The sequence below is a fragment of the Leptospira ainazelensis genome (genome assembly GCF_016918785.1).
In the GTDB taxonomy this organism is placed as follows: domain Bacteria; phylum Spirochaetota; class Leptospiria; order Leptospirales; family Leptospiraceae; genus Leptospira; species Leptospira ainazelensis.
In genome coordinates this window covers 17565-42178 of the sequence record NZ_JAFFPT010000033.1, presented here as the reverse complement: position 1 = coordinate 42178, position 24614 = coordinate 17565, and the positions used below count along the sequence as shown (strand labels likewise).

Here is a 24614-nt window from a genome sequence, read left to right as displayed (position 1 = left end):
TTTTTTTTCCAAATACTGTAACGCCTTGCGTTTTTTTATGATTAGGCGAGTCGAATAGAATAGGTGAGTACATCAGTTGGATAAGGCAATTCTTTTTGTAGACGATGAAGCTCTGATACTTATGAGCATGAAATCTCAGGTGAAACGTCACCTCGGGGACGGGTATCGGTATGAAACGGCGTTAGACGCCGGCGAGGCTTGGCAGATCATAGAAGAGTTGATTCACGAAGACGTTAGAATTCTTATCATCATTTCCGATTGGTTGATGCCCAACGTAAAAGGAGATGAATTTCTTAGACAAGTCCACAGCAAATATCCCGACATTCAAAAGGTGATCGTAACGGGGCACGCTGACGATTCTTCCATCGAAGCTCTAAAAAAAGAAATCAATCTGCGTTCTTATCTCAAAAAACCTTGGGATGAAAAAGAATTGGTTTCCACGATCACAACCGCTTTGGAAGGATAAAATTTCCCCTTCTTAAACCCGACTTGGGCAGTAATTTTCACGCTCCGCAAACTATCGATTAGGCGCTTTGGGTAAGAATCGGGAGATAAATCTTAAACGAAGTCATTCCCGGAATACTTTCCAATTCGATCTTTCCGTTGTGTTTTTGTACGATCTTTTTCACGATATCGAGTCCGAGACCGCTTCCTTCTCCGGGGGCTTTTGTGGTAAAAAACGGTTCGAAAATTCTTTCCTGAATTTCCGAAGGAATGCCGGGTCCGTTGTCCTTGACTTCCACCATCAACTCTTTATCCATTCTTTTTAATCGAATTAAGATCGTTCCTTTGAACTGCATCGCCTGCAAAGAATTGTAGATGAGGTTCGTCCAGATATGAAGGAGGTCGTCCGGAAAACAAAGAATAGGGGGAACCTCCTCGAAATCCTTTTGTAGATCCACTCCTTTTTTGAGTTGGTTATGATAGATCGTAAGAACCGTTTCGATCGTGTCCTTGACCGAAGCGAGGATTCTTTCTCCCGCGATATCAAAATGGGAGAAGTTTTTGAGAGCGTAAAGAATTTTAGAAATTCGATCCACCGCGACCTGGATCGTCTTTGTGTTCCTAAAAAAGAAGGATTCCAAAGAAGAATATTCCAAAATCATTTCGGATTGTTCCAAAAGCAGAAGGGGAACGAATTTTGCGGGTAAATCACCTAACCCCATATCGACTAACGTATCCGCGTAGGATACGGCCAGACGCGTCGGTATTTTAAAAGATTCTAATACGCTTGTGATAGCTTTTTTGCGGTTTCTCTGTTCCATCCCCGTAAAGTGATCGTTGCTCGAAATCGCTTTTTCAATAAATTCGGCGAACAATTCCCTCGATTCGGAATTGAGAGAACCCATCGCTATCTGTACGTCGGGGAGAAGGGAACGAAATCGATTGAGACATTCCTGAATGTTTTGGTTGGAGGCTTGGACTGCTCCGATCGGATTGTTGATTTCGTGAGCGATCCCTGCCATCAATTGCCCCAACGCCGCCATCTTTTCGGATTGGATCAGTTGAGATTGGGTCTTTTTCAAATTCTCCAACGTATTTTCCAATTCCGTTTTTTGGATTTCGATGAGTCTGTTCCTCACTCGAATTTCGTTGTTCACGATTCTGAGTTCTTCAGCTTCCTTAAACGGAGAAGTGTCGATTACGTTGATCGAGTAGAAAATCTTTCCTTTGTTGATAAAAGTCCTTACGCTTACGATTGCGGGGAAAAAAGTCCCGTTCTTTTTTTTTGCGACGATTTCCGCCGAATCCTTTCCTCCCAGAGAAAAGTTTCTTTTTCTCAGATCCTTGAGGGAGCTTATGGAAAGAAGACGAATCAAATTCAAACCCGCCGCTTCCTTCGCGGAATATCCGAATAACTTTTGAAACGCGGGATTTGAATCGTTGATTAGAATATTACCTTTTTCTAATAAGATGATCGCTTCGTTTGAAAACTGGTAGAATGTTTGGAATCTCATTTCGGAAGTTTTGAGTTCTTCTTCGGCTTTTTTTCTTTCGGTGATATCGGTGACGGTTCCTACGATCCGCAAGGGTTGAAAATTCCGATCCCGATATAGTTTTCCTTTGGATTCGATCCAAGCGAGTTCGTCGTTGGGCAGGATTAACCGATGTTGAAAGTAATAGTCGTCTTCCGGATTTTTACCGTTGAGAAGATTTTTAAGGGTTTTCTCCAAAAGAGGTTTGTCTTCCGGATGTGTCAGATCCGATAACGCGTTGAGATTGCCCTTGAATCGGGAGGATTCAGTTCTAAAAATTTGAAACGCCTTTTCGGACCAAGTGATTTTATCTTCGTTTATATCCCAACTCCAGTTTCCCATATTCGCCGCGTTGAGTGCGAGACGAAGCCGTTCTTCGCTGTCTTTTAACATCTCTTCAGCTTTTTTCTTTTCGGCGATATCGATCATCGCCCCGAGCATACGAAAGGGCTGATTGTTTCCGTCATAGAGAAAGATTCCCCTGTCTTCGACTAGGATATATCCTCCGTATTTGGTTCTAAAACTGTAAATGGAACGAAACTTGGAGTGTTTTGCCATCGATTCTTCCAATTCGCGCAGAACCCGATCGAGGTCCTTCGGGTGTATGGATTCCAACCGTTTATCTATATTAAAATTTTGGAATTCTTCCAGTTTAAAACCGGTGAGTGAAAAAACGGCGCCTGCCCAGGTCACTTTTCCGGTGGAGATATCGTAGTCGTAGACGATACTTCCGGTTTGTTCGGCTACGGTTCTGTATCGTTCTTCACTCGCCTTGAGGGCTCTTTCTCTTAAGACGTTTTCCGTTATATCGGTAATTAAAAATACAAGGGATTGGATTTCTCCCCTTTGATTTTTTACCGGTGAACCGTTTATCGAAAGATATTTAACTTCTCCGCTCGAGGTCGCTATCGCGTGTCGAATATCGTAGACCGGCTCTCCCGTTTTCATCACCTGTGTAAACGGTTGGTCTTCATCTTTCCATTCTCCTTCGTCGAGCGACTTCGCTTCCCATTTTGGGGAATTGTAAGTTCTGGAAGTAATCTCCGAAATTTCGACTCCTAAAACGTGTTCCGAACTTTTATTGGCATACAGGATTTTGCCTTCCGTGTCCATGACCGTGATCGAAGTCGCGCTGTTTTCAGTGATGGAGGAGAGTAGGTCTCTTTCCTGTTTTAATTCGTCTTCCACTCTTTTTCTTTCCAGCGCATTGATGATGATCTCCGCGAAATTTCTCAAAAGTTGATTTTCCAGACGATCGAGATCGGGTTCTTTTTCGATTCCGATATTTTCGGATCCGAAACCGAGTCTTCCTTTTAACGTTCCCCCGATCATCAAAGGGATTGCGAGAAAGGATTGAAATCCGTTTCTGAGAAAAAGATCGCGATCGGAATTTGTACCGAAAGGAAGGTCTTCCAGTTTTTCAATTTTTGCGATTCTTCCAGCCTTCATTTCTCCCGTAATATAACTGTTTGGATCGATCGTTTCGATCTGATTTAGATTTTCTTTTTGTATTTTTGATTTTGGATGAATCCATTCATAGATTACCTTTCTGGTAGTGTATTTCGAATCGTAGAGGACGATATTTCCTCTTTGCATATTGAGAAACAGGGAAAGTTTTTCCAGACTCGATTGGATGGTCTGAGGAATTTCACGGGAAGGAAGGTTGATGATTTCGCTCGAAACTTTTGTCGTTAGGGTTTCGAAACCTAGACGGTATTGAAGAAGTCTTTCACTTTTTCTTTTTTCACTGACGTCCAAAATCGAACCGATAATTTTTTTTAGTTCTCCTTTTTCGTCGGAGATCAGTTCGCTTTGATTGAGGATGGTTTTAGTTTTTCCCGAAGACGTTACGATTCTATATTCAATTTCACGAATGTATCCGTTTTTGACCGCGTCAATGAAATACTTCTGCACTCTGGCCCGATCATCCGGATGGACGAGTTCTATACCGTAGACGCCCTTTGAGGATAAATTCTCCAGTTCGTAAATTTTGCCGAGATATTCGGAGACAAGCATCTTTTCTTCGGCAAGATCGTATTCCCAAGAGCCGATTCCGGCCAACTTTTGAGAACGGGAAAGAGCGGCTTCTTTTTCTCTCAATTGTTGTTCGACTTTTTTTCTACGATCGATATCCGCGTGGATCCCGTACATCTTGAGTGGTTTTCCGTTCGAGTCGAAGTCCTGCAGTTTTCCGACGGTAAGGATCCACTTCCAAGAACCGTCCTTACATTTTAAGCGGAACTCGCATTCGTAGACCGGAGTTTCTCCGGACATATATCTCTCCAGGGCTTGTTCCGCTAAGGGAAGATCTTCCGGATGAAGTAGGGATTTCCAAGTGTCGACGTGCGGAGCGAGTTCGTCCAGTTTATAACCTAACATCTCAGCCCAATAGTCGTTGTATGTATTCCCGTTAGTCGGAATATCCCATTCCCAAAGTCCGAGTTCTCCTCCGTAAATGGCGGATTCCAGACGTTTCTGATTTTTTTTGAGTTCGTCTTGGATTTTTTTCTGATCCCGAATGTCCAGGATACTTCCGCGAATGAGCAGACTTTCTCCAGGAAGAGAAATCAGCCGAACCTCACAAGGAATGATTTCGTCCGATTTGGAACGGTGAAGCCATTCAAAGGTGACTAACTCACCTTGACTCGCTCTTTTGAGATATTCTATTGCGGCTTCTTCGCTCGTTCTTCCGTCCTCTTGAAAACGGGGACTGATCGCAACCGGGCCGATCGTCTGAAATTCTTCAAGAGAATATCCGAATAAATCGGAGGCTCTCTGATTGACGGATTGAAACTTTCCGGTTTCCATATTCAGGATTACGATCGCGTCCGGAGAATTTTCGATGATCTGAGAAATTCTTTTTTCGGCTTTTCGGAGGGAATCTTTTAAGAATTCGTTTTCACGAAGTTGATTTTCCAGAGAATGAATCCGAAGTCTGGATTCTTCCAATTCTTTTTTTAAACTTCCGAAAGAATCTGTCTCGTTATTCATAACGGCTCTTCCCTAAATCCGATTCTAAAAACTGAAGAACGAAAACAGATTAGGATTTTATAATTCACTAAAAAATCTTTTTTTTGGGAAACAAAACTCGGAAAAAGAACGTTCGAAACAAAATCGTAAAGGTAAACCGCGTTTGTTATGATAGGATATAAGAATGGAGTCCGTCCCGTTTGCGATAAAGGTTTCGATCTGGGAGAAACTTTGATCGTCCGCTTATGTCTTAAATATGAGTGAATTATCATTTTTCTAATACAAGGGAGAAAGATATCTTTCGGAATTTCAGATTTAAATCGTTTCAGAAATTCAATCCATCCAAATTCTTTTTTCCATTTTTATTAAAGTTTCAATTTTAGAATTTGCTGTCTTTTCGACGATCCGAAGCCGATTCTTCCGTATTCGGACGCTTTTGAACCGTCAAGATCCGATCGGAGCTCCTTTCTAAGAGTATAATGCTTCTTTCTAAAACGCCGTTGAACTTTTAGAGAATTTTGCTCAAAAAAGACGCAATTTTGTCTCAATTCAATTCGATTGTTTTGCGCTTAAAGTTTCTGCTTTTGAAAGATCGTCTAATTGTGTTTCGTCGAAAGAAAAAGTTTTTTCCTAGTTGATTCTTCTCCCAGTTTTCTGTTTCTGTTATTCTTCCCGGATGTTATTAAGACGATGAACTTTGGATAGGAATTCATTTCTGCTTGATAATTTGAAAATTTGGAAATAAAAAATTGATAAGGTTGGAAGTTTTATGAGATCGAATGTGGTTCTTTTGTTTTTTCTTCTCTCCCTCTTTACATCTTCTCTTATCGCCGCCGATATAGTACGTTTAAAAAGCGGATTGATCTATCGCGGTAAAGTGATTTTGGAAGACGATGAAAAAGTTCTTCTCGCGCATGACGAAGACTTCATACGTTACATCAATAAAGACGCGGTCTTCAGCGTGACTTACGAAAAAGCTCAGGACAAAGGGAAGAATACGATCGTATCCGATAAGCCCTCGGCGTCTTCCAAAGGAGAGTCGAATCCGTATGCGGGAATTGCGGCGCCTATCGAAAGGGAACCGCCTCACGCCGGTTCTCAGGGAAAGGATACGACGATCGACGTTACTCACGAGATCGTTACCGACTTTATCTGGCGGGGTTTGAGTTTCTCCGGCGAAATGGCGAATCGAAGAAGAAACGAAAGTTATCCTTCCACTACGTTTGTTCCGTCCTACCAGCCTACGATCAATATCAATACTCCGCTAAAAGGTTTTATGGTTCAGTTTTGGGGTAATTTCCAGTTGAACGAAAGAAACGACCGAGACAGCGACGGACGTTTTCAACTTTCTCCCGGCGGCGCCGGTCCTGCGTATCCCGGACAAGGGCTTCCCTTTACGGCGCCTAATCCTGATTTGGCGAATCAAAGTTGTGTTTATGAAACTCAGTCAAACGTGATGAACGGGAATTATACGACCGGCCCTACCTGCGGCGGTTTGGCGCCTCGACCTTACAAAGAACAAAACGGTATGAAACGCGCGGACGGTTTATTCTACGCGTTTTATTATACGTTTGAAAAAACGAGCTGGGGTAAGTTTACCGTAGGAACTTGGTTCTACAATACGTTTAATAAAAACCCCGGTTATGTTTCTGCTCCTTTGGGAGGATACAATTCTCTTGCGGCGCAAGGTGTTACGAGTTCGAACAACACTTCCAATCAAGTGACACGGCTTGCTTGGCAGGAATATTATATCTTCTGGCAACTTCCGTTTCTTTCCTACGTGACTCCTACCATCTCCTTTTATACTCAGATGAGTCAGGAAAACGCCGGTTTGATGGCGGGTAAGAACTACCTCTCCCTTTACATGAGTCACGAATATTTCAGCGAGAAATTTTTTAGAATCACTCCCGCCGTCAATATCGGCTACGCGATGTCGAACAACATCGTAGACAATCGCAACGGGATTCAGGATATCACGAGTAGTGTGACTTTCTATTTTGGAAAGTTCTTTATCAAGGGGAATCACGTCTACAGACCGAATTTATATATGTATGACACCGATAATTACTACGGAGCTACCGGTGGATTTGTGAACCGTAATACGAAAGACGGTCTGATCGTGGATCCTTCCAAGGTGAACGGTCCGGTAAATCAGTATCTACTCGATCAAATCGCGAGCAGTCCGCTGATTCCCGATGCGGGCGACGGATCCTTAAGACAGATGATACGAGAATCGTATTTGTTGCAGAAAATTCCGGCTCATTTGTTTTGGTTTAGTATCGGCTTTTCGCACAGCTTTTAAAAAAAATAAAAAGACAAATTGATTCAGGAACATCATGAGCATACGGTTTAGAATTTCGTTATATCTTTCTCTCGTTTTATTGGCGGGTAGTATTGCGATCACAACGGTCAATACGATTACCACATATTTTAAACTTACGGAAGATATCAGGGGTTCCTCTTCGTTAGTCGCATCGCGATACGCTTTTGAAGTTCAGGATTTTTTTGATAATGCGCTCGGAGGTTTGAGAGGGTTGGAATTTCAACTTTCCCACGCAAGACCGAGCAGAGAAGAGACGATCGAAACCTTGAAGGATCTTGCGAGGACGGATCCGAATTATTTCGGTGCTTGGTCTGTGTTCGAAGCGGGGCAATTCGATTCTAAAGACGCTCAGTATAAAAACAAAACGGGCTATGACGCCACTGGAAGATTTATTCCTTATATCAACAAAGCGGCGGGACCGGACAAACCGCTTGTCTTAGAGCCTGTGATTTACTACGAAAATCAGGATGCGAGCGGATACTTTTACAATATTCCCAAAAAAACGGGAATTGATTTTATCGCGGATCCGTTCGCTTATCCGGTTTCCGGAAAAGAAATTCTGATGATCTCGGTCGTAAAACCCGTTCGAAGGTCGGGTCAGGTGGTCGGAGTTGTGGGAATGGATATCACGATGGAGAATATGCAGAAGATGCTTGCTCCGATCCGTCCCTATCAAGGAGAAGGATATCTGAGTTTGATTTCGCCGGGCGGTTTTTACGCGGCAAACGGTCAGGAACCGGGATTGGTCGGAAAGGATATTCAAGATCCTGAATGGAAGAAAACGATTCTTGAAGGAAGTAAAAAACAGGAACTTCAGATTCTCAAAAGAGACGGAGCTACTCATTTTTTCTATTCGTTTTTATTGGGAAATTACGATAAGAAATGGATTTTGGAAGTCAGCGTTCCCGACAGCGTATTTTGGAAGAATTTGGGACGGATTATCTTAGAAACCGTGGCTTCATCTTTGATCACGATGATTATCATCGTAATCGTATTAAATCTAATATTCCAAAAACTGATTACAAAAGGAATCAACGCCGCGATCTCTTTTTCGGAAGAAATCGCGTCCGGGAATCTTGTAGTAAATAACGGCTACGAAAGAACCGATGAAATCGGAAAGTTGCTTCAATCCTTGGATCAAATGAAGAATAACATAAAAGGAATTATTTTTGAGATCAAGGGTTCTTCCGAATCCTTAAATTCGACTTCGGATAAAATGGCCGAGTCATCCAAGAATTTTTACGACGTCGCGCAGGAACAGGCTTCGGCATCGGAAGAATCTTCAGCGGCCATCGAAGAACTCGCGGCTTCGGCGGAAAACGTCGGAGATTCGATGGTGAAAGCGATTTCGCACATGAAGGACATCGATGGAAACGTGATTCTTCTCAAAGAACAAATCGCAAGGATCAACGAAGAGATGAAATCCCTTGCATCGCTCGCCGGAGAATCGCAACAACAGGCGACAACGGGTGAAAGTTCTATGAATCAATCCACGAAAGCGATGGATGAAATCGGAGACAGCGCCTCAAGAATCAACGAAATTCTTTCCATCATCACCGATATTTCGGAAAAGACCAACTTACTCGCGTTAAACGCCGCGATCGAAGCCGCCAGAGCCGGAGAGGCGGGAAAAGGATTCGCGGTCGTAGCCGAAGAGATTTCCAAACTGGCTTCCCAGACTTCCAATAGCGTTCAGGAGATCGGGCAGCTCGTGGAATCTACGAACCGCGCGGTAATGAACGGAACGAGCAAAGTTAAGGAAGCGTCCGGAATTCTTGCAAAGTTAAGAACCTCCGTGGACATGTTCGGAGTCTCGGCTAAGAACGTTTTGGATTCCGTCAACACTCAGGAAAAGAATACGGAAAAGATTCATCAGAGCGCAAGTTCTCTTATGAGTTTTAGTCTTCAGATAGAAGAAGCCGTCCAAGAGCAAAAGCGCGCTTCGGAAGAAATCACAAAGACGATCGTCAGTATTTCGGAAGGAACTCAGGATATTGCGAGTGGTGCGGACGATCTCACGGGATTTTCCGGAAATATGCACACACAATCCGAAGGACTTCTTCGTTTGATCGACAAGTTTAAAATTTCGGAAAACGAAAAGAGCTGATTCAAAGCCTTACAATAAGGGAAGGGAGAATCGTAACTTCAACGTTCCCTTTTTGTATTCGACGAGCGGGTTTTAAAACGATACTTTTCAAAAAAAAAGTTTTTGCGATAGCGTATATTATACTATTCTTTTGTATCTAAAAATAGTCGCGACGATTCCGATCTTGAAAACTCCGCCGGGAAGTTTCCCGATAAAACTTCCTACCAACTCCGTAAATCCCGCTTTACTCTTTTGAAAACGGGTGAATTGATTACAATAAACTGATAGAGGTTTTTATGGAACCGAATTTTTGGCACCAGAGGTGGAGTAAGAATGAGATCGCGTTTCACGGATACGAAGCCAATCCGTTTTTAGTCGAGTATTTTAAAGAATTAAATTTAAACGAGAGGAGTCGCGTATTTGTGCCGTTATGCGGAAAGACCCTCGATATTCCATGGTTGCTTTCGAAAGGTTATCGTGTCGCGGGAGCCGAACTCAGCAAGATCGCCGTCGAACAATTGTTTGCCGAACTTGGAGTGGAACCGAAAATTGAAAAAACCGGCGAATTGGATCTTTATAGCGCCGAAGATATCGACATTTTTGCGGGTGATATTTTTCAATTGTCGAGTCCTATTCTGGGTCAGGTCGACGCGATTTACGATAGGGCGGCGCTCGTCGCTCTTCCGGAGGAAATGCGAACTCGTTATACGAATCATTTGATGGAGATTACGGGAAAACCGCCGCAGTTGTTGATCTGTTACGAATATGATCAAAGCCTAATGGACGGACCTCCTTTTTCCGTTCAAGACGAAGAAGTCAGACGACACTATTCAAATCAATACAAGTTAAATTTGCTGACGAGTAAAGAAGTGACGGGAGGATTGAAAAAATATCCCGCTAAGGAAAATATTTGGCTGTTACAAAGGGATTGATCCCGATTTGAACGAGGATTCTCTCGATCAAAAGTCTTTTAAAAATTTCACGATAAAAGGAAATAGAAAAATGAATTCAACTCTCAGAAACATTCTCTCGGTCTTTGCAGGTTTGATCTTAGGAAGTGTGGTCAATATGGGGTTGATCACCGTCAGCGGCCATATCATTCCGGCTCCGGAGGGAGCGGATGTGACTACGATGGAAGGCCTGAAAGCGTCTATCCATTTATTTCAGCCAAAACATTTTATCTTCCCGTTTTTGGCTCATGCCCTGGGAACGTTTACGGGTTCCATTGTTACCGCTATTTTTTGTATCAATCATAAAGCGAAATTTGCGTTTGTGATCGGTTTCTTTTTTTTGGCGGGGGGAATCGCGAATATTCTTATGCTTCCTTCTCCGACTTGGTTTATCGTTTTGGATCTTGTTTGCGCGTATCTTCCGATGAGTTATATCGCGGGAAGATGGATCATTCTCGAGAAGTGAGTTTTGCGTTAGAGGCGTTAAATCGAATATACGGAAAACCGTAATAGGATTTAGAATCACAATTGTCTATCACCTTACCCGCAAGTTAAAAAGTTATTTAGAATGAAGAAGGATCTCAATCCGGAAGTTTTGTAGGAGTTCCCGCAAAACTCTGAGAGAAAATATTCCTTGCAAAATTATGATTCTGTGATATAGGAAAATCTCCGGAGCTTCCCACCACCCGCCCCGCCACCCAAAAACAGGGCGGGGATTTCGTTTCACGGAGGATTGTCGTTGTTCCGACAGATTCTTTTAAAGATTCAACCCACTTGCGGGTAAGGTTATGACCCAATCAGGGTGGGGCGCGCGGCTTTTACGAAAAGGCCGTCGTAACTCCGACAGATTTATCCTGAGATTTCGACGAACAAAGCGGAAGTGAATTCGGCAAAAGTCGCACAGAAAGATTGCGGAAAGAAATTCTATTCCGACGTCAAAAACGCCTAACGTTTCTTTTGAAACAGACGATCTAAGAATTCCTTTTGTTTGCGACAACGTTCTTCAAGGATTCCGTTTTTCATTTCGAAAACCGTTTTTTTATCCTTGAGAATTTCCAAACGCCAGACTTTTTTTTGAAGGACTGAATGCACATACGAAACAAAGGAGTCCGCGAAAAAATCATCTCCGTTGGTCGCTGAATAGAGGGTAGGGAAGGGAGTTTTTGCTAAAGCCGGATAGATTTGATTCCAATTGGTTTCAAGATCCATAGGTTCGTTTGTATAAAACTTAACTTTTTTACGCAGGGGATAAACCGAATCAAAAGAGCTTTCCGATTCTCCGGACCAAACTCCATTAGAAAATTCAAAAGTACTAAAATCCCTTTCTTTCGAACGAAAATCCGGCACGATTTTTTCACGGACGGAAACTATATGGCCGATCTCGTGTAGAAGGATGTATTCGGTGGCGTGTTCGATATCGTTTCGGCTTGCGGATTCGATTTGGACCGAAATTTTCGTGTTCTTAGATCGAAAGGGAGAATTTTCCTTTTTTGTGATCCAATCGTTTGCAGTCTGCTTCAGCATTTCCGTGTCCAAAAACACGACTCCGCCGACCGGACCTCGGGAATCGTATACAAAACTAGTAAGGCCCGTTCCGCCTAAATTCTTACAAAGAATCACACGATAGAGTGATTCGTCCAAGATGGAATTTACGGAATCCGGAAGATTCTTTCTAACAGTGAATAGACGATTTTTCCAGAGTTCGAGATTCGATTCCGGTTGCGGAGAATCTAGGAATCCGTCGATTCGATTCATTTCCTGGATGAAGTTTTGTTCGTCCGGATCTAAACTGAAAACTCTCGTCTCCCAGCCCTTGGAGGGCGTATAACGCTCGACTTCGGTTATTTTATGATTTGAAAAGAGTTCCGCATAAGGATTATTTCCCATTGTATGCGGAGTCTCCTTGCAAAAGAAAATCCCCAAAAAAACGGATACGATCCAGAACATTCGGAAATGTTTTTCCAAGACATAGCGGGGAAATAATTGCATAGGAAAGATTTTTCCAGAGTCCAGAAAAAAAGTAAACTCGAAACCGGAAGACTCATGATTTGGGAAAAAAAAGGAAGCGGCAAACGGAATGGTTTGCGCAATTCCGGGAGCCTTGTAAATTTGGACTCAAAGTTCCCAGGCTCGGGAAATTCAGAAACGATGAAGTTCTATTTCCTTTTGCCTGTGTTTTTTTTTATGACCTTATCTTCCAATGCGGAAACCAATCCCTGGAGTCTTCCGATCCATGAAAGAATCATCAATAGAAAACACGTTTCTCATATCGTGATCGAAACGCGGAACGATCATCTAAGAGTCACACTTTTGTTAAGCGAACGTTTTCCTTACAATTATAAGGCGATCTCGGGTTCTTTTTTCATTCGAGTCAATACGGAAAAGGAAGCCTTGGAAATATCGGAAAAATTAGACAAGTATCTGGAGTCGGGTTGGAATCTAAAAATCTATCTTTCCGGATCGGAAATCACTCGGTATGACTTGGATAAAACGATTCAGTAGATTTAGATCCGGCTTTCTGAATCCCTTCACTTTTTTTGACAGGGAATTCAACTACAGCGAAGCGGAAGCTTGGAAGGATCAAACTCGGATCGATCAGTCCTTTATCCGACTTGCTTTTCTTCTTCATTTTACGATGTATCCGACTCTCGCGATTCCGGAAGTTCGAAATTCGGAAAGGGGAGTTCTTTATTTAGGAATCATCTTTTTGATCAACGTGATGAGTTTGGTTCTTTCCTTTCAGGAAAAATTTCTCTCTTCGGTGATTCAAATTTCAAACGTCGCCATCATCTTTTTGATGATGAATCTTTTTCACGAGTCCTTTTACAGTTTTCAGGATTTGGAAAGCCTGCAGATTTATAATAATTACTTTTTGCTCATCTCTCTTATCGTGATTTTTCAGATGTTTCGTCTAAAAAAAGGATCCTGTTTTTTTACGGGAATCATCGCCATCGCTCTTCATATCTTTTTTGTTTCGATCAAAAGAATCGAACTTGGTTTGGATGAGTTTCCAAGAATTCTTTTTGTTCCCGACGTAGTTTACGGACTCTGTATCGTCATAGGAACTTCTTCCGTGATCATCGTAAAACGATTGATCTCGATTTCTTCCGAATTGGATCTGGAATACAAATACATTCAACAGGATCTTACGATTGCAAAACAGGTTCAGGAGAATCTTTTTCCGGGACGGCTTAGTATCAAAGGGATCCGATACGAGGTGATGAGGATTACTCCGAATCATATCGGGGGAGATTTTTTCGACTTCGTTCAATTGCGGGAAGGAAACACCGGTATCTTTTTAACCGATATTGCGGGGCACGGGATCGCGTCGGCCTTGGTCGCGTCCATGGTAAAGATCATGGTTTCCACGATGCCCTATATTCTTAAAGTACATCCTTCCCGTTTGATGGATTATATAGACGATTCCTTACAAAAGCAGTTTCAATCGTATCACGCTTCCGCGATCTATATGTTTATGGATTTTATTTCCAAGGAGATCACGTTTTCCAACGCGGGGCATCCGTATTTGATTCACGGATCTTTTAAGAAAGAATTTTATGAAATCGAGACCGAAGGTGCGATTCTCGGTTTCGGAATCAAAAAGCCGATTGCGGAACAGATAAAACTTCCGCTCGTAGAAGAGGATCGATTCTTCTTATATACCGACGGGTTGATAGAAAACAAGAACGAGGAAGGAAAACAGCTTGGAACGGAAGGCCTCTTAGAAATATTGAATGAGAATCGATTCGAAAAGGATCTGATCGTCTTTAAGGCAAACGTGCAGAAAGCGGTGGAGAATTTTTTCGGAAACGTAACACTGGAGGACGACACCCTCTTTCTCATCGTGGAAGTGGAGTAATATAAAGAATGAGTGAAAAATTAATCAACGTAAACAAAGAAGGGCAAATCGCAATTCTTACCATCCAAAGACCGTCCGCGCTCAACGCGCTAAACAAAGAAGTTCTGACCCAAATCGGTCAAGAAATCGACGCTTTGGAAAAAGATAAAAATATTCGAGTGATGATTTTTACCGGTGAAGGAAAAGCCTTCGTCGCCGGAGCCGACATCGCCGAGATGAAAGAACTTGGGATCGCTCAAGGGGAAGAATTTTCCAAACTCGGAAATTCAGTATTCCAAAAACTGCATCAATCCAGAATCGTTTCCATCGCCGCTATCAACGGATTCGCGTTAGGCGGAGGAATGGAACTTACACTTGCATGTGATATGAGAATCGGTTCCGAAAAAGCGAAATTGGGATTGCCGGAAGTTTCTCTCGGCCTCATCCCGGGATTCGGCGGAACTCAGAGACTCGCGAGATTGATCGGATACGGAAGAGCGATCGAACTCGTTTTGACTGGAGAGATGATCACCGCAGAAGAAGGATATAGAATCGGAATTCTCAACAAACTCATCAAAGAGGGAGACGATCTATTAGGAGTTTGTAAAATGATTGCGAATTCCATCCTGAAAAAAGGACCACAAGCGATCGAAAGAGTGAAAAAAACAATCCAAGAAGGTCTGGACGTTTCTCTCAAAGAGGGAATTTCCATCGAAGAAAAAGCTTTCGGCGCCTGTTTTGACGGAGGTCAATCAAAAGAAGGAATGACCGCATTCTTAGAAAAAAGGCCGGCAAATTTTTAGTCTCCCGGAGGACGCAAAAAAAATCAAAGACACGGGTGTTGTCGTAGTTCCGACCGTCTCATTGGGGGCTTTTTCGCTTGAAAGATTTTGATTTTCTGATAGAGAAAAGTCTCTCCGGCTGTTCCCACCACCCGCCCCCCACCCAAGATCAGGGTGGGGCGTAAGTTTTACGGTGCGGTCGTACTTCCGACGAATTTTTCTTAAGGTCCTCCCCGTGTTTTTTGTCTGAAGAATATTCTCTAAATCTCTTGGAGGAGAAGAGAAGACGCTCCGGAACTTCGATTCTTTGCAAAAGAAAGGTCCTTTCTTCTGAATCTGTCTTTCGTTTTCAATCCGGAATTCTTAAAAAAGAGAATAGAAATAAATGTTTCAAATTCGATCTAAAATCCTTCTCCTTTTTCTCTTCACGGTTTCATACAACGTAACCGCAAGAGACATCGAAAAAATCACGATCTTTGTGGATGAACATCCGCTTCTTGTGGAAGTCGTGAGTAATCCCTCAGATCGCGCCCGAGGTCTGATGTATCGAAAATCCATGGGTGAAAACGAGGGGATGCTCTTCGTTTTTTCGGAGCCGGATTATTTGAGTTTTTGGATGAAGAATACTTGGATTCCCCTTAGCATCGCATACTTTAATCGGGACAAAAGAATCACCGATATTCACGACATGAAGCCGAATCAGACAAAGGAACTTTACCATTCGAGCGAAAAGGTTTTGTATGCTCTGGAAGTCAATCAGGGATGGTTTGCGAAAAGGAACATCGGTAAGTTCGGAGTATTGAAAATTCCGGATCGAGTGAGGACGGCAAAGTAATCGGGGGAAAATCCCCGATTACTTTTGAAATTCTTAGAGAGCTTCGGCGGTCAACTTCTCTTCCAATTCGTTTAACGTTTTGGTTTCGATTACTTTAGTGGACTTCAGTTTTCCTTGTTCTGCCATTTTTAGAATGGTCTTTGAACCGATTGTTTCAGCGCTCACCGCGATTTCTTCGAGCTTTCCGTCTTTTTCTACGAAAAACTTTCCGGGTTCGGAACGAAGAGTGGAGAGGAATTGTGTTTTTCCTTCCTTTTCAACCTGAAGATCCAGTCTGCTTCCAAAATTAGAATAGGTCAAAGTCAGTTTCTCGCCCTGTTCTTCGAAAGTTTTTACGTATTTTCCGTCTTTATCATATTCATTGTAACCGACCGGGTTGCTTCCGGACCAGAATTCGATGAGGTTGAACAGAATGATGTCGAAGAAAAATCCGACGGCGTAGAGAATACTGAAAGGGAAATACATTACCAAAGTTTTGATAATCTTCGCGAGTAGGCCGCTTCCGATATTGAAACCTTCGTTTACGTCATACACTTTTTTAACGATCGCAAATTTTCCGAAACAATTTGCAAATGAAAGCAGAGTGATCATCGGAATGAGGAGAACGACGAGAGACTTACGAAACTTATTTTGTTGCATGAAAAACAACTCCTTGGTCAGATTTCTGAGAATTGAATCCTTGAATCGAATTTTATGCAAGATTTTTCTTTTTTCAAACGGGAGAAATTCAAGCGGGAGCGGAAAAGGGGACCGTTCATAATTCCTTGACCGGATCCAGGTTCGGAAAAACATGAGAGGAACATCGGGAGTAGAAGTTTGCTTTTTCCTACTTTAGAATTTTTTGCATTTTTTGTCTTCGTATTCCTGATCTACTGGTATCTAATTCCCTTTTTTTTCGGGAAGGACGCGAGATCTCTCACCGTCACTCACGGTTTTCTCCTCATCGTAAGTTATTATTTTTATATGAGTTGGGATTGGAGATTCGGGGGACTGATTCTTCTTTCCACCGTCATCGACTTCGTGCTGGCCGAAAGGATACACGCAAGTGAAAACAAGGAAACCAAGTTCTTCCTCATCACGATCAGTTTGGTTCTCAATCTCGTCTTTATTCTCGGTTTTTTTAAATATTATAACTTCTTCGCGAATTCGCTCAATTTATTTCTGGGAACTTTCGGAGTCGGAAATTCTCTTCCGATTTTGAACATCATTCTTCCGGTTGGAATTTCGTTTTATACGTTTCAGTCTTTGAGTTATACGATAGACGTCTATCGAGGTCAAATTCTTCCTGAAAAAAGTTTTTTAAGATTTGCGCTTTTTGTTTCGTTTTTCCCTCAACTTGTCGCGGGTCCGATCGTCACCGCCAGAACCTTTCTTCCTCAGATGAATTCCGTAAAGAATATGACGGAGATTCCGTTTCGAATTGCGATCCGTTTTTTTATTCTCGGCTATATTAAGAAGGTAGTGATTTCGGATAACGTTTCTCCGATCGTGGATTTGATCTTTGGTCGTCCGGAAAATTTCGGAACCGCCGCACTTTGGCTCGCGGCGACTTTGTTTATGATTCAGATCTATTGTGATTTTAGCGGATACACTGACATGGCGTATTCTGCGGCGCTTCTTTTGGGTTATGAACTTCCCGAGAACTTTAGGATGCCGTTTACAGCGAGAAGTATCACCGAATACTGGAGGCGATGGCATATCACTCTTTCGACCTGGCTTCGTGATTACGTCTATATCTCGTTAGGCGGGAATCGTGCCGGTGTGTTTCGGCATAGATTCAATCTTTGGTTTACTATGTTTATCGCGGGTTTTTGGCACGGAGCCAATTGGACTTTTATCGTTTGGGGGAGTTGTCAGGGAACGCTTCTTTTGATCGAAGCGATGTACGGAAATTTCAAGGAGAAACATTTTCCGGATTTCAAAATCCTTCCGGAAAAGATCTTGGCGCCGATTCAAATATTTTTGGCCAATTTCGTTTCCGTAGCGGTAGGAACCTGTTTTCGCTCCGAGTCCCTTACAAAAGAATGGGTTATGCTTAAGACGATGTTTGTTTATACGGAAGGAGGTTTACGTCCGTATATGTTGAAGACCGGAATTCCCGTGATTCTCACGGTCATCATCGGGCAGTGGCTTGGTCATCTGATCTTTGAAAAAAAGAAAAACTGGGAAGTTCCAGTGTGGCTCGAGTTTACGTTCTATCCTGTACTGTTTGTCGGGTTGGCGCTTTTGACTCCGGATTTAGAAGTTCCCTTTATCTACTTTCAGTTTTGATCATTTAGGAGGCGGCTTCGTCTAACAATAATTCTTCGCTTACACGTTTCGTTTTGCTAAAAAACATGGATCGGTTGTAGAAATTGAAAATGAAAATCCTTCTCGACAAACATCCATTCCACCGTAACTCTGATCTGGATGTCCGCAAATCCCGATCAGCAGCCGAGAAGCCACCGTTACTATCCGGGTGTCTATGCAGACTATATCATACAAATCGAATTCGGTTTGATCACGCTTCATGCAAAACTCGGAAATATTTCCGAAACCGGCATTTGTCTTATTTTTAACGGAGAGGATCTGGAACCAACGGAGCCAGTCTACGGATCGGTTATAGAAAAAAAAACGGCCAGACGTCTCGAATTTGAAGGCGATATCGTTTGGTCGGGACCGGAGACAATTGATCATAAATTACGATACGTCTATGGACTTCGTTTTCGAGCGCCTATGGTTCTCACCGAAACGCTTGTTCTAATCAATCTTTCCCTCCAGGATCCTTAAACCATTCTTCTTTCCTTCTATTTTCCGGATTGCCATATCAGCTTACTTAAGGATCCTTGAATTTAGGATTCAACTTCTACAAGCATGGACCAAAAACAAATCATTCCAAAAAAACCGACCTTGAGGGAAATCGAAATCGGTCTTCTGAAAAAAATCAAAGAAGGCGACGACGAAGCCTACATTCAGCTCGTAAATCCATTCCGGGAGAGGCTTTATCGAAAAGCCATCTCTATGGTGAAAGACGGAGATGACGCTGAAGATATCGTTCAAGACGCTTTGATTTCCGGATATCGTTCCATTCGTAACTTTAGAGCGGAATCCGGAGTGTATACCTGGTTGTATCGGATCGTAGTCAACAAATCGAAGGACTTGTTAGCGAAACGGAAACGAGCTAAAGAGAATTCCATGGATGATAAGGAATATCAGGTAACGGATGAAAGAGTCGGATTCGAAAAAAAAATTGAACTTAGTGATGAGTCCAACTATCTAATTAGCAAAATCAACGAGTTGGAAGACCTTTACAAAGAGGTCATTGAACTTAGATATTTCGAGGAAATGTCCTACGCTGAAATCGCAGAGGTTCTGGGAACTAACGTAGGAACCGTAAAGAGCAGACTCTTTAAGGCAAAAGAATTCTTGAAACATTTGATTTTACAAGACGGCAAGGGTGAAGGATACTTCAGGTAGAAAAAGATGAAAAGTTACCATTCAAAATTCAAGGTTCCGCTCTTTCTTAGAAAAGAGGACGGGGATATGCTTAAGATAGAGAATTCTCTCGTAAAGACGATGTCCGAACTCAGAAACAAAGAACTCAGCTCGATCATGCTGAGTGATGAATTCTCCCTCCGATTGAAAAATCAACTCCAACAGATACAACCTGAACCCGAAAGAGGATGGGAAAGAATCCGAGAAAACATTCTTTCCAATCGTGGTTTGCAACTTTCTTTCTCTGCCGTTCTGGCATTAGCAATCGTATTCGTTTCTTACAACCGCTTTCATTCTTCCTCGTCCCCATCTTTAACGGAAAGATCCGGAACCGTTTTTGACCAGAATGAATCGGGAAGTTTCAAGGATATTCCTTCTTCCGGTTCCTTTTCATCTTCGATAGACGAAGCCCTTCTCAAACAAATTCCTTCAAACGCAGAAGCTCAAAAGACGTTAGATTCTCTTCAGAGATATTTTTCTGAAAAAGGGGACATCAGAACTGCGGAAGAGCTCGGAAAAATTATCGAGAAGACTCAAGGGAAATAGTTTTTTTTAGTCCTTCCGAATCGATGAAACGTTCCGCTGCTCTTTTTGGGAGCGGCACGTCTTTTCGGACTTTCTTTTTCTAAGCACGGACGAAGCCTGCTCTGTTCTAAAAAGTAGGAACTCACACACGTTTGTGCGACGAAGCCTGCTTTGTTCTAAAACGTAGGAACTCTCACACGTTTTGTGCACGAAGTCCACTTTGTTCTAAAACGTAGGAACTCTCACACGTTTGTGCGACAAAGTCCGCTTTGTTCTAAAAAGTAGGAACTCTCACACGTTTGTGCGACGAAGTCCACTTTGTTCTAAAAAGTAGGAACTCTCACACGTTTGTGCAACGAAGTCCACTTTGTTCTAAAAAGTAGGAACTCTCACACGTTTGTGCAACGAAGTCCACTTTGTTCTAAAAAGTAGGAACTCTCACACGTTTGTGCGACGAAGTCTTTTCGCGGATTTCGATTCGTCCGACAATAACTTCGAAGAAAAAACACCGGCTGCTAAATTTTTATTTCCGAATGCCGTCTTGTCGTCTCTGAAAAAAGCCTGGATCAACGAGATCGAGAATTCTTTTGGATTCCTGATAGATTTCGCTGTATTGCATCCCCCGGCAGATATCCAGAATCAGACAAGCGTGCTGAAGAATTCTACAACGAATCTTGAAATCATAAAGATCCTTTCTGGAATTTAGAGTATCCTTCAGGCGAATTAAATTATTATAATATTCCAATATTTCTTTTTCGGAATAATTTCTGGTTTCTTCAAAAATTCCCCTTTCCGCGAGGACAACCGGAAGAACTTCCTTTAGATCCGATTCTTCCTGATAGGAACTTTTTAGGGTTTCAATCCAGGTAAGAATGGGTTCCGATTTTAAAACCGAGAGCGGGGCAGTAGTCGGATCCTTGAGAAATGCTTCCCGAAACAAAATGAGAGCTCTTCTTTCTTCTCCGGTTTGAAAAAGGGATTCCGCACGGAGATAGAGAAACTCCGGAGAATTTCTCTCCACCGAAGACGCGTAGTTCAAAATTTCGAGAGCGTTTTTATAGTCTCGAAATCGAATCAACTCGCGAATGAGCCCTAAAAGCGCCGAAGGATCTTGAAAATGAAGCCCCTCTCTTTGTACCGAAATTTTCAACTGATCCACCGCTTCGGAAAGAACCGATTCCGAAATACAACGAAACGCGGAAGTTCCCGTAAATTTTTTGAGCTCGAATACGTTTTGAAAATCGGAAAAATATTGGATGAGGAGATGGCTTCTCTCCCTTCCTTCCTTTGTGTTGTGAATTCGATCGAGTCTATTGTCCCAATACGAAGCAATAAAGAATCCGGCGATAACCTCGGGATGTTCGGGATCCTCGTTTAAGAGAGAATCAAAATTCTTCTTTGCCTTTTCAAAATCTCCGTCGGAAAGATATTGATTCGCTTCTTCTAATTTTCGGGAAAAGGACATTCAGAATTTCTTTTTGGATTGAAATCCGGTGGAAGATTCCACCGGAGTGAGACACTTTTGAAATCGAATCAGTGAGTGGCTTTTTTATCGTGATGTTTGCTGACTTGTTTTACAATCTTGTCTTCCAGACCGTCTATACAAGCGTAGATATCTTTGTTGGAATTTTGCGCGTTGAATTTGTTTCCGTCTCCATGCAGATTCAGATTCGCGCTTACTTCTCCGTGAATCATTTCGAAAGAAATCTCGAAAGATTGAACGGAATGGAGGTATTTTGAAACGCGATCCAATTTACTATCTGCATATTCTTCGGCTGCTTTCGAATGATCTACATTCTTCCAGTTATAATTTATTTTCATAGGCGGCTCCGAATTTTTTTTTTGACCGGACCAGTTTAGACGAAGAGAGGAGTCAGAAAACGCAAAGATCCGGAATTTCAGGTTAGTCTTGAAAGGAGAAGAGTCAAATCAAAAAAAATCCCGCCCTTTCGGGCGGGCCAAGTCAGTTAGAACTAGAGATGGGATGAATTAATGGGCTCAAGTTACTTGAGTTATTGCGCGTTCGCAACATTCTCCATGTGGATGGAACAAGCTTCTTGGTATTTTTTATAGGCTTCTTCTTCCGCATTGAGGGCCGCGTCGATATCCCCGATTTTTTGATAGATCGAAATTACATTCTTAATGTTCTCAAGAGCCTGGCAGGATTTTCCTTGGCGAAACTCAGAGATGGATTTGAGATAGAGAACAAGTGCGTATCCGGAAGATTCTCTTTCCCCCATTTTTTCACGGACGATCAGAGATTGGTTATAAAGATCGATCGCAGAGTTATAATCTCTTACCTTTTGTTTGAGACTTCCTAAGGCGCTTAGCTTGTTTGCGAGTTGGATTTCGTTTTCCGGTGTAAACTTAATAAGCTCTTCTTCGACCTTTTGGGCCTCTGGCATTGCATAAAGTCCGGTAAAAATGCTTAAAAAGAGAGCAGTCATTATAAACTTGTTCATCTTATCACCCCTGAATCCTTGTTCTGTATAGATATATGCAAGTGCCGTGCCAGATTTTCATAAGAAACTCGGATTCTTTCTTTTTTTTCTGGTTCTGAGAGACGCTTCAAAAAATGTCTAACCCAAGCATTCTGCCGGATGGTCGCGCTGCTTCTTGGTAACGAGAAGGGTGAGGAAAGTCCGGACACCAGGAAACACGGGACCGGGTAATTCCCGGAATTCCGACTTAGGAGAGAAATCTCAGAGGTCGGGGTATGGACAGTGCAACAGAAAAGATACCGCCTCTTCCGAAGCGATTTGGGAGAGGTAAGGGTGAAATGGCGGGGTAAGAGCCCACCTCCGAGTTCGAGAGAAGTCGGGAACGGTAAACCCTCCCGGGTGCAATCTCAAATAGGCAACCTTTAGTCGTTTCTGCGGGGTTGCGGGTAGAGAGCAAAGACTCCGTTTGGTAACTTTCGGAGCAAGATAAATGGCCATCCATCTCTTTGGAGAGGACAGAATCCGGCTTACAGGCAGAATGCCCAGAAATTATAATGAATGAGAAATGAGTTTTTTTAAAACGGAGTTTTTGCGTTTATGCGAACTTCGTGAAAGCGCCGCAACGACGGAGACTTTTTCTAAACAGGGGCTGCCCTGCGTTTATGCGAACTTCGCGAAAGCGCGGCGACGACGAAGACTTTTCTCTAAACAGGGGCTTGCTCTGCGTTTATGCGAACTTCGTGAAAGCGCCGCAACGACGGAGACTTTTTCTAAACAGGGGCTGCCCTGCGTTTATGCGAACTTCGCGAAAGCGCCGCAACGAAGGAGACTTTTCTCTAAACTGGGGCTTGCTCTGCGTTTATGCGAACTTCGTGAAAGCGCGGCGACGACGAAGACTTTTCTCTAAACAGGGGCTTGCTCTGCGTTTATGCGAACTTCGCGAAAGCGCCGCAACGACGAAGACTTTTCTCTAAACTGGGGCCTCCCCTGCGTTTATGCGAACTTCGCGAAAGCACGGCAACGACGAAGACTTTTCTCTAAACTGGGGCCTCCCCTGCGTTTATGCGAACTTCGCGAAAGCGCCGCGACGACGAAGACTTTTCTCTAAACTGGGGGCTTGCTCTGCGTTTATGCGAACTTCGCGAAAGCGCCGCGACGACGGAGACTTTTCTCTAAACGGGCCTCCCCTGCGTTTATGCGAACTTCGCGAAAGCACGGAAATCATTCTAAATTGAGAATCCAAAGTTTTTTTACATCGTAAAAAACTTGCTTTGAAGAAACGGATTCTAATCAAAAGATTGAGTAGGAAGCGATGAATTCGAGAACGAGTTTTCGTCTTTCGAAAGGTCCGTCTTAGGAAGAATAAAAAGAATGCCGAAACCGATTCGTTACCAGTACAGTTATTCCCAGAAAGTTGTTTGGGGAGATATGGACGCCTTTGGGCACGTAAATCACGTCGTCTATGCGAGGTATTTTGAAAATGCGAGGGCAAATTACTTTTCCGATCTAAAACTCTGGGATTCGCCCGATCGCCCCTCCGAAGGCGGCCCGGTCATCACTCATATCGAAGTTGATTATAGAAAACAAGTTCGTTATCCGGAAATACTCGAGATCACTCTGCAAGTGGATTCCGTTACTTCCCGTTCTTTCCGAATCTCTTGTACGATGTGGAATCAAGAAGCCGATTGTGTGGCGACGGCAAAGGGAGAATTTCTCTGGTTCAACTTTGCCACTCAAAAACCGACCCAACTCCCGGACATTTACAAGACACTTTTTCTCCAAGGACAGACCTAAGGTAAACAATCGGAGAAACTTCGCTGAGATTGAGCGTTCTCTCAGCGAAACGAATTTCTTTTTTTCTATACAATCAAATTCTAAAGTAGGCTCAGAATCCATGAGTCCAAAGAGTAAGCGCCGGCGCCCGTAAAGACCAAGGTCAAAGCCGCTCCGATCGCGAGAAGATGGAATTCGTAACCTTCTCCTTTTTGCGCCCCAAACCAGTTGATAAAAAAACCGTGTTCTCTGTGAACAATGAGGGTCGCTCCCAACATGATGATCGCGATGCTCAGAGCCGTAAAACGGGTCAAAAGTCCGAACACCAGGGCTACGGAACCGAAGGATTCGCCGATGATCACAAGAAAGGCGACAATGGACGGAAGACCGGCAGTTCCGGTAAAATAACCCATGGTTCCTTTGAAACCATAACCCCCAAACCATCCGAGAAGTTTTTGAGCTCCGTGTGGAAAGATCACGATTCCAAGGATCAATCTTAAAAGAAAGGGCCCCAGGTCGGAACTTGTTGATAAAAGTGTTTCTAACATTATAATTCTCCATTTTTGCAATCTTCAATACTTTATGTTTGAAGTAATTGCTTTCATTGTAAATAGTTTAAACTTAAAGTATTTTGTCAAACC

Annotated in this window: 22 protein-coding genes and 1 other RNA gene; 16 read left to right on the top strand and 7 right to left on the bottom strand. The window is 42.9% G+C overall.

Going from position 1 to position 24614, the window contains the following annotated elements; all coding sequences use genetic code 11:
• The first annotated feature begins 76 nt into the window (after positions 1–76).
• Positions 77–466, top strand: coding sequence for a response regulator (locus JWG44_RS09315; RefSeq protein ID WP_205274682.1), 390 nt, complete (start codon positions 77–79; stop codon positions 464–466).
• 58 nt (positions 467–524) lie between these two features.
• Here the strand turns inward: JWG44_RS09315 and JWG44_RS09310 are convergent, their stop codons facing one another.
• Positions 525–4967 carry a PAS domain S-box protein gene (locus JWG44_RS09310; RefSeq protein WP_205274681.1) on the bottom strand — a complete coding sequence of 1481 codons (4443 nt, stop codon included), beginning with the start codon at positions 4965–4967 and terminating at the stop codon, positions 525–527.
• 748 nt (positions 4968–5715) lie between these two features.
• Here JWG44_RS09310 and JWG44_RS09305 point away from each other — a divergent pair.
• From JWG44_RS09305 to JWG44_RS09290, 4 genes are all read left to right on the top strand, one after another.
• The gene (locus JWG44_RS09305; protein ID WP_205274680.1) at positions 5716–7248 is read left to right on the top strand and encodes an LA_0442/LA_0875 N-terminal domain-containing protein; all 1533 of its coding nucleotides are present in this window, start codon (positions 5716–5718) and stop codon (positions 7246–7248) included.
• A 34-nt stretch (positions 7249–7282) separates the two neighbouring features.
• The gene (locus tag JWG44_RS09300) at positions 7283–9376 is read left to right on the top strand and encodes a methyl-accepting chemotaxis protein (protein WP_205274679.1); all 2094 of its coding nucleotides are present in this window, start codon (positions 7283–7285) and stop codon (positions 9374–9376) included.
• A 275-nt stretch (positions 9377–9651) separates the two neighbouring features.
• A complete protein-coding gene (tmpT, locus tag JWG44_RS09295; protein ID WP_205274678.1) occupies positions 9652–10287 on the top strand; it encodes a thiopurine S-methyltransferase in 636 nt (211 codons plus the stop codon).
• A 70-nt stretch (positions 10288–10357) separates the two neighbouring features.
• Positions 10358–10771: a hypothetical protein gene (locus tag JWG44_RS09290; protein WP_205274677.1), complete on the top strand. Its 414-nt coding sequence runs from the start codon at positions 10358–10360 to the stop codon at positions 10769–10771.
• A gap of 479 nt (positions 10772–11250) precedes the next feature.
• Here the strand turns inward: JWG44_RS09290 and JWG44_RS09285 are convergent, their stop codons facing one another.
• Positions 11251–12294 (bottom strand): hypothetical protein, encoded by a 1044-nt coding sequence (locus JWG44_RS09285; protein ID WP_205274676.1) that lies wholly within the window; start codon positions 12292–12294, stop codon positions 11251–11253.
• A gap of 159 nt (positions 12295–12453) precedes the next feature.
• Between JWG44_RS09285 and JWG44_RS09280 the strand changes: the two genes are divergently transcribed.
• The 4 genes from JWG44_RS09280 to JWG44_RS09265 all read left to right on the top strand — a co-directional run bounded on the left by JWG44_RS09280 (position 12454) and on the right by JWG44_RS09265 (position 15760).
• Positions 12454–12807, top strand: a complete 354-nt coding sequence (locus tag JWG44_RS09280; protein ID WP_205274675.1) for a hypothetical protein — start codon at positions 12454–12456, stop codon at positions 12805–12807.
• Complete coding sequence (locus JWG44_RS09275; protein WP_205274674.1) at positions 12782–14164, top strand: PP2C family protein-serine/threonine phosphatase; 1383 nt, start codon at positions 12782–12784, stop codon at positions 14162–14164. The genes JWG44_RS09280 and JWG44_RS09275 overlap by 26 nt, the downstream gene beginning before the upstream one ends.
• Before the next feature lie 8 nt (positions 14165–14172).
• Positions 14173–14946 (top strand): enoyl-CoA hydratase-related protein, encoded by a 774-nt coding sequence (locus JWG44_RS09270; protein WP_205274673.1) that lies wholly within the window; start codon positions 14173–14175, stop codon positions 14944–14946.
• A gap of 364 nt (positions 14947–15310) precedes the next feature.
• The gene (locus tag JWG44_RS09265) at positions 15311–15760 is read left to right on the top strand and encodes a DUF192 domain-containing protein (RefSeq protein ID WP_205274672.1); all 450 of its coding nucleotides are present in this window, start codon (positions 15311–15313) and stop codon (positions 15758–15760) included.
• Between the two features lie 33 nt (positions 15761–15793).
• Here JWG44_RS09265 and JWG44_RS09260 read toward each other — a convergent pair whose 3' ends face one another.
• Complete coding sequence (locus tag JWG44_RS09260; RefSeq protein WP_205274671.1) at positions 15794–16399, bottom strand: DUF3332 domain-containing protein; 606 nt, start codon at positions 16397–16399, stop codon at positions 15794–15796.
• Positions 16400–16576: 177 nt separating this feature from the next.
• Between JWG44_RS09260 and JWG44_RS09255 the strand changes: the two genes are divergently transcribed.
• The 4 genes from JWG44_RS09255 (at position 16577) to JWG44_RS09240 (ending at position 19780) form a co-directional block, all read left to right on the top strand.
• Positions 16577–18031, top strand: coding sequence for an MBOAT family O-acyltransferase (locus JWG44_RS09255; protein WP_205274670.1), 1455 nt, complete (start codon positions 16577–16579; stop codon positions 18029–18031).
• A gap of 138 nt (positions 18032–18169) precedes the next feature.
• The gene (locus JWG44_RS09250) at positions 18170–18529 is read left to right on the top strand and encodes a PilZ domain-containing protein (protein WP_205274669.1); all 360 of its coding nucleotides are present in this window, start codon (positions 18170–18172) and stop codon (positions 18527–18529) included.
• 84 nt (positions 18530–18613) lie between these two features.
• Positions 18614–19216, top strand: coding sequence for an RNA polymerase sigma factor (locus tag JWG44_RS09245; protein ID WP_205274668.1), 603 nt, complete (start codon positions 18614–18616; stop codon positions 19214–19216).
• Positions 19217–19222: 6 nt separating this feature from the next.
• Positions 19223–19780, top strand: a complete 558-nt coding sequence (locus JWG44_RS09240) for an LIMLP_12425 family protein (protein ID WP_205274667.1) — start codon at positions 19223–19225, stop codon at positions 19778–19780.
• A 502-nt stretch (positions 19781–20282) separates the two neighbouring features.
• Here JWG44_RS09240 and JWG44_RS09235 read toward each other — a convergent pair.
• The 3 genes from JWG44_RS09235 to JWG44_RS09225 form a co-directional block, all read right to left on the bottom strand.
• Positions 20283–21224, bottom strand: a complete 942-nt coding sequence (locus tag JWG44_RS09235) for a tetratricopeptide repeat protein (RefSeq protein WP_205274666.1) — start codon at positions 21222–21224, stop codon at positions 20283–20285.
• Positions 21225–21292: 68 nt separating this feature from the next.
• A complete protein-coding gene (hpf, locus tag JWG44_RS09230; RefSeq protein WP_069609281.1) occupies positions 21293–21580 on the bottom strand; it encodes a ribosome hibernation-promoting factor, HPF/YfiA family in 288 nt (95 codons plus the stop codon).
• Positions 21581–21771: 191 nt separating this feature from the next.
• Positions 21772–22221, bottom strand: coding sequence for a tetratricopeptide repeat protein (locus JWG44_RS09225; protein WP_205274665.1), 450 nt, complete (start codon positions 22219–22221; stop codon positions 21772–21774).
• Between the two features lie 126 nt (positions 22222–22347).
• Here JWG44_RS09225 and rnpB point away from each other — a divergent pair.
• The 3 genes from rnpB (at position 22348) to JWG44_RS09210 (ending at position 23994) form a co-directional block, all read left to right on the top strand.
• Positions 22348–22746: RNase P RNA component class A (rnpB, locus tag JWG44_RS09220), an RNA gene on the top strand.
• Positions 22747–22765: 19 nt separating this feature from the next.
• On the top strand, positions 22766–23107 hold the full coding sequence (locus JWG44_RS09215) for a hypothetical protein (protein WP_205274664.1): 342 nt from the start codon (positions 22766–22768) through the stop codon (positions 23105–23107).
• Positions 23108–23571: 464 nt separating this feature from the next.
• The gene (locus tag JWG44_RS09210) at positions 23572–23994 is read left to right on the top strand and encodes an acyl-CoA thioesterase (RefSeq protein ID WP_205274663.1); all 423 of its coding nucleotides are present in this window, start codon (positions 23572–23574) and stop codon (positions 23992–23994) included.
• A gap of 80 nt (positions 23995–24074) precedes the next feature.
• On the opposite strand, the gene JWG44_RS09205 is transcribed toward JWG44_RS09210, so the two are convergent.
• Positions 24075–24521, bottom strand: coding sequence for a DoxX family protein (locus JWG44_RS09205; RefSeq protein ID WP_205274662.1), 447 nt, complete (start codon positions 24519–24521; stop codon positions 24075–24077).
• Positions 24522–24614 lie beyond the last annotated feature (93 nt).

Bases quoted from the DNA above. Each gene is read 5' to 3' on its own strand.
- JWG44_RS09310 (WP_205274681.1), bottom strand. From the start codon at position 4,967: ATGAATAACGAGACAGATTCTTTCGGAAGTTTAAAAAAAGAATTGGAA.
- JWG44_RS09305 (WP_205274680.1), top strand. From the start codon at position 5,716: ATGAGATCGAATGTGGTTCTTTTGTTTTTTCTTCTCTCCCTCTTTACA.
- JWG44_RS09300 (WP_205274679.1), top strand. From the start codon at position 7,283: ATGAGCATACGGTTTAGAATTTCGTTATATCTTTCTCTCGTTTTATTG.
- tmpT (WP_205274678.1), top strand. From the start codon at position 9,652: ATGGAACCGAATTTTTGGCACCAGAGGTGGAGTAAGAATGAGATCGCG.
- JWG44_RS09290 (WP_205274677.1), top strand. From the start codon at position 10,358: ATGAATTCAACTCTCAGAAACATTCTCTCGGTCTTTGCAGGTTTGATC.
- JWG44_RS09285 (WP_205274676.1), bottom strand. From the start codon at position 12,294: ATGCAATTATTTCCCCGCTATGTCTTGGAAAAACATTTCCGAATGTTC.
- JWG44_RS09280 (WP_205274675.1), top strand. From the start codon at position 12,454: ATGAAGTTCTATTTCCTTTTGCCTGTGTTTTTTTTTATGACCTTATCT.
- JWG44_RS09275 (WP_205274674.1), top strand. From the start codon at position 12,782: ATGACTTGGATAAAACGATTCAGTAGATTTAGATCCGGCTTTCTGAAT.
- JWG44_RS09270 (WP_205274673.1), top strand. From the start codon at position 14,173: ATGAGTGAAAAATTAATCAACGTAAACAAAGAAGGGCAAATCGCAATT.
- JWG44_RS09265 (WP_205274672.1), top strand. From the start codon at position 15,311: ATGTTTCAAATTCGATCTAAAATCCTTCTCCTTTTTCTCTTCACGGTT.
- JWG44_RS09260 (WP_205274671.1), bottom strand. From the start codon at position 16,399: ATGCAACAAAATAAGTTTCGTAAGTCTCTCGTCGTTCTCCTCATTCCG.
- JWG44_RS09250 (WP_205274669.1), top strand. From the start codon at position 18,170: ATGTCCGCAAATCCCGATCAGCAGCCGAGAAGCCACCGTTACTATCCG.
- JWG44_RS09245 (WP_205274668.1), top strand. From the start codon at position 18,614: ATGGACCAAAAACAAATCATTCCAAAAAAACCGACCTTGAGGGAAATC.
- JWG44_RS09240 (WP_205274667.1), top strand. From the start codon at position 19,223: ATGAAAAGTTACCATTCAAAATTCAAGGTTCCGCTCTTTCTTAGAAAA.
- JWG44_RS09235 (WP_205274666.1), bottom strand. From the start codon at position 21,224: ATGTCCTTTTCCCGAAAATTAGAAGAAGCGAATCAATATCTTTCCGAC.
- hpf (WP_069609281.1), bottom strand. From the start codon at position 21,580: ATGAAAATAAATTATAACTGGAAGAATGTAGATCATTCGAAAGCAGCC.
- JWG44_RS09225 (WP_205274665.1), bottom strand. From the start codon at position 22,221: ATGAACAAGTTTATAATGACTGCTCTCTTTTTAAGCATTTTTACCGGA.
- JWG44_RS09215 (WP_205274664.1), top strand. From the start codon at position 22,766: ATGAGTTTTTTTAAAACGGAGTTTTTGCGTTTATGCGAACTTCGTGAA.
- JWG44_RS09210 (WP_205274663.1), top strand. From the start codon at position 23,572: ATGCCGAAACCGATTCGTTACCAGTACAGTTATTCCCAGAAAGTTGTT.
- JWG44_RS09205 (WP_205274662.1), bottom strand. From the start codon at position 24,521: ATGTTAGAAACACTTTTATCAACAAGTTCCGACCTGGGGCCCTTTCTT.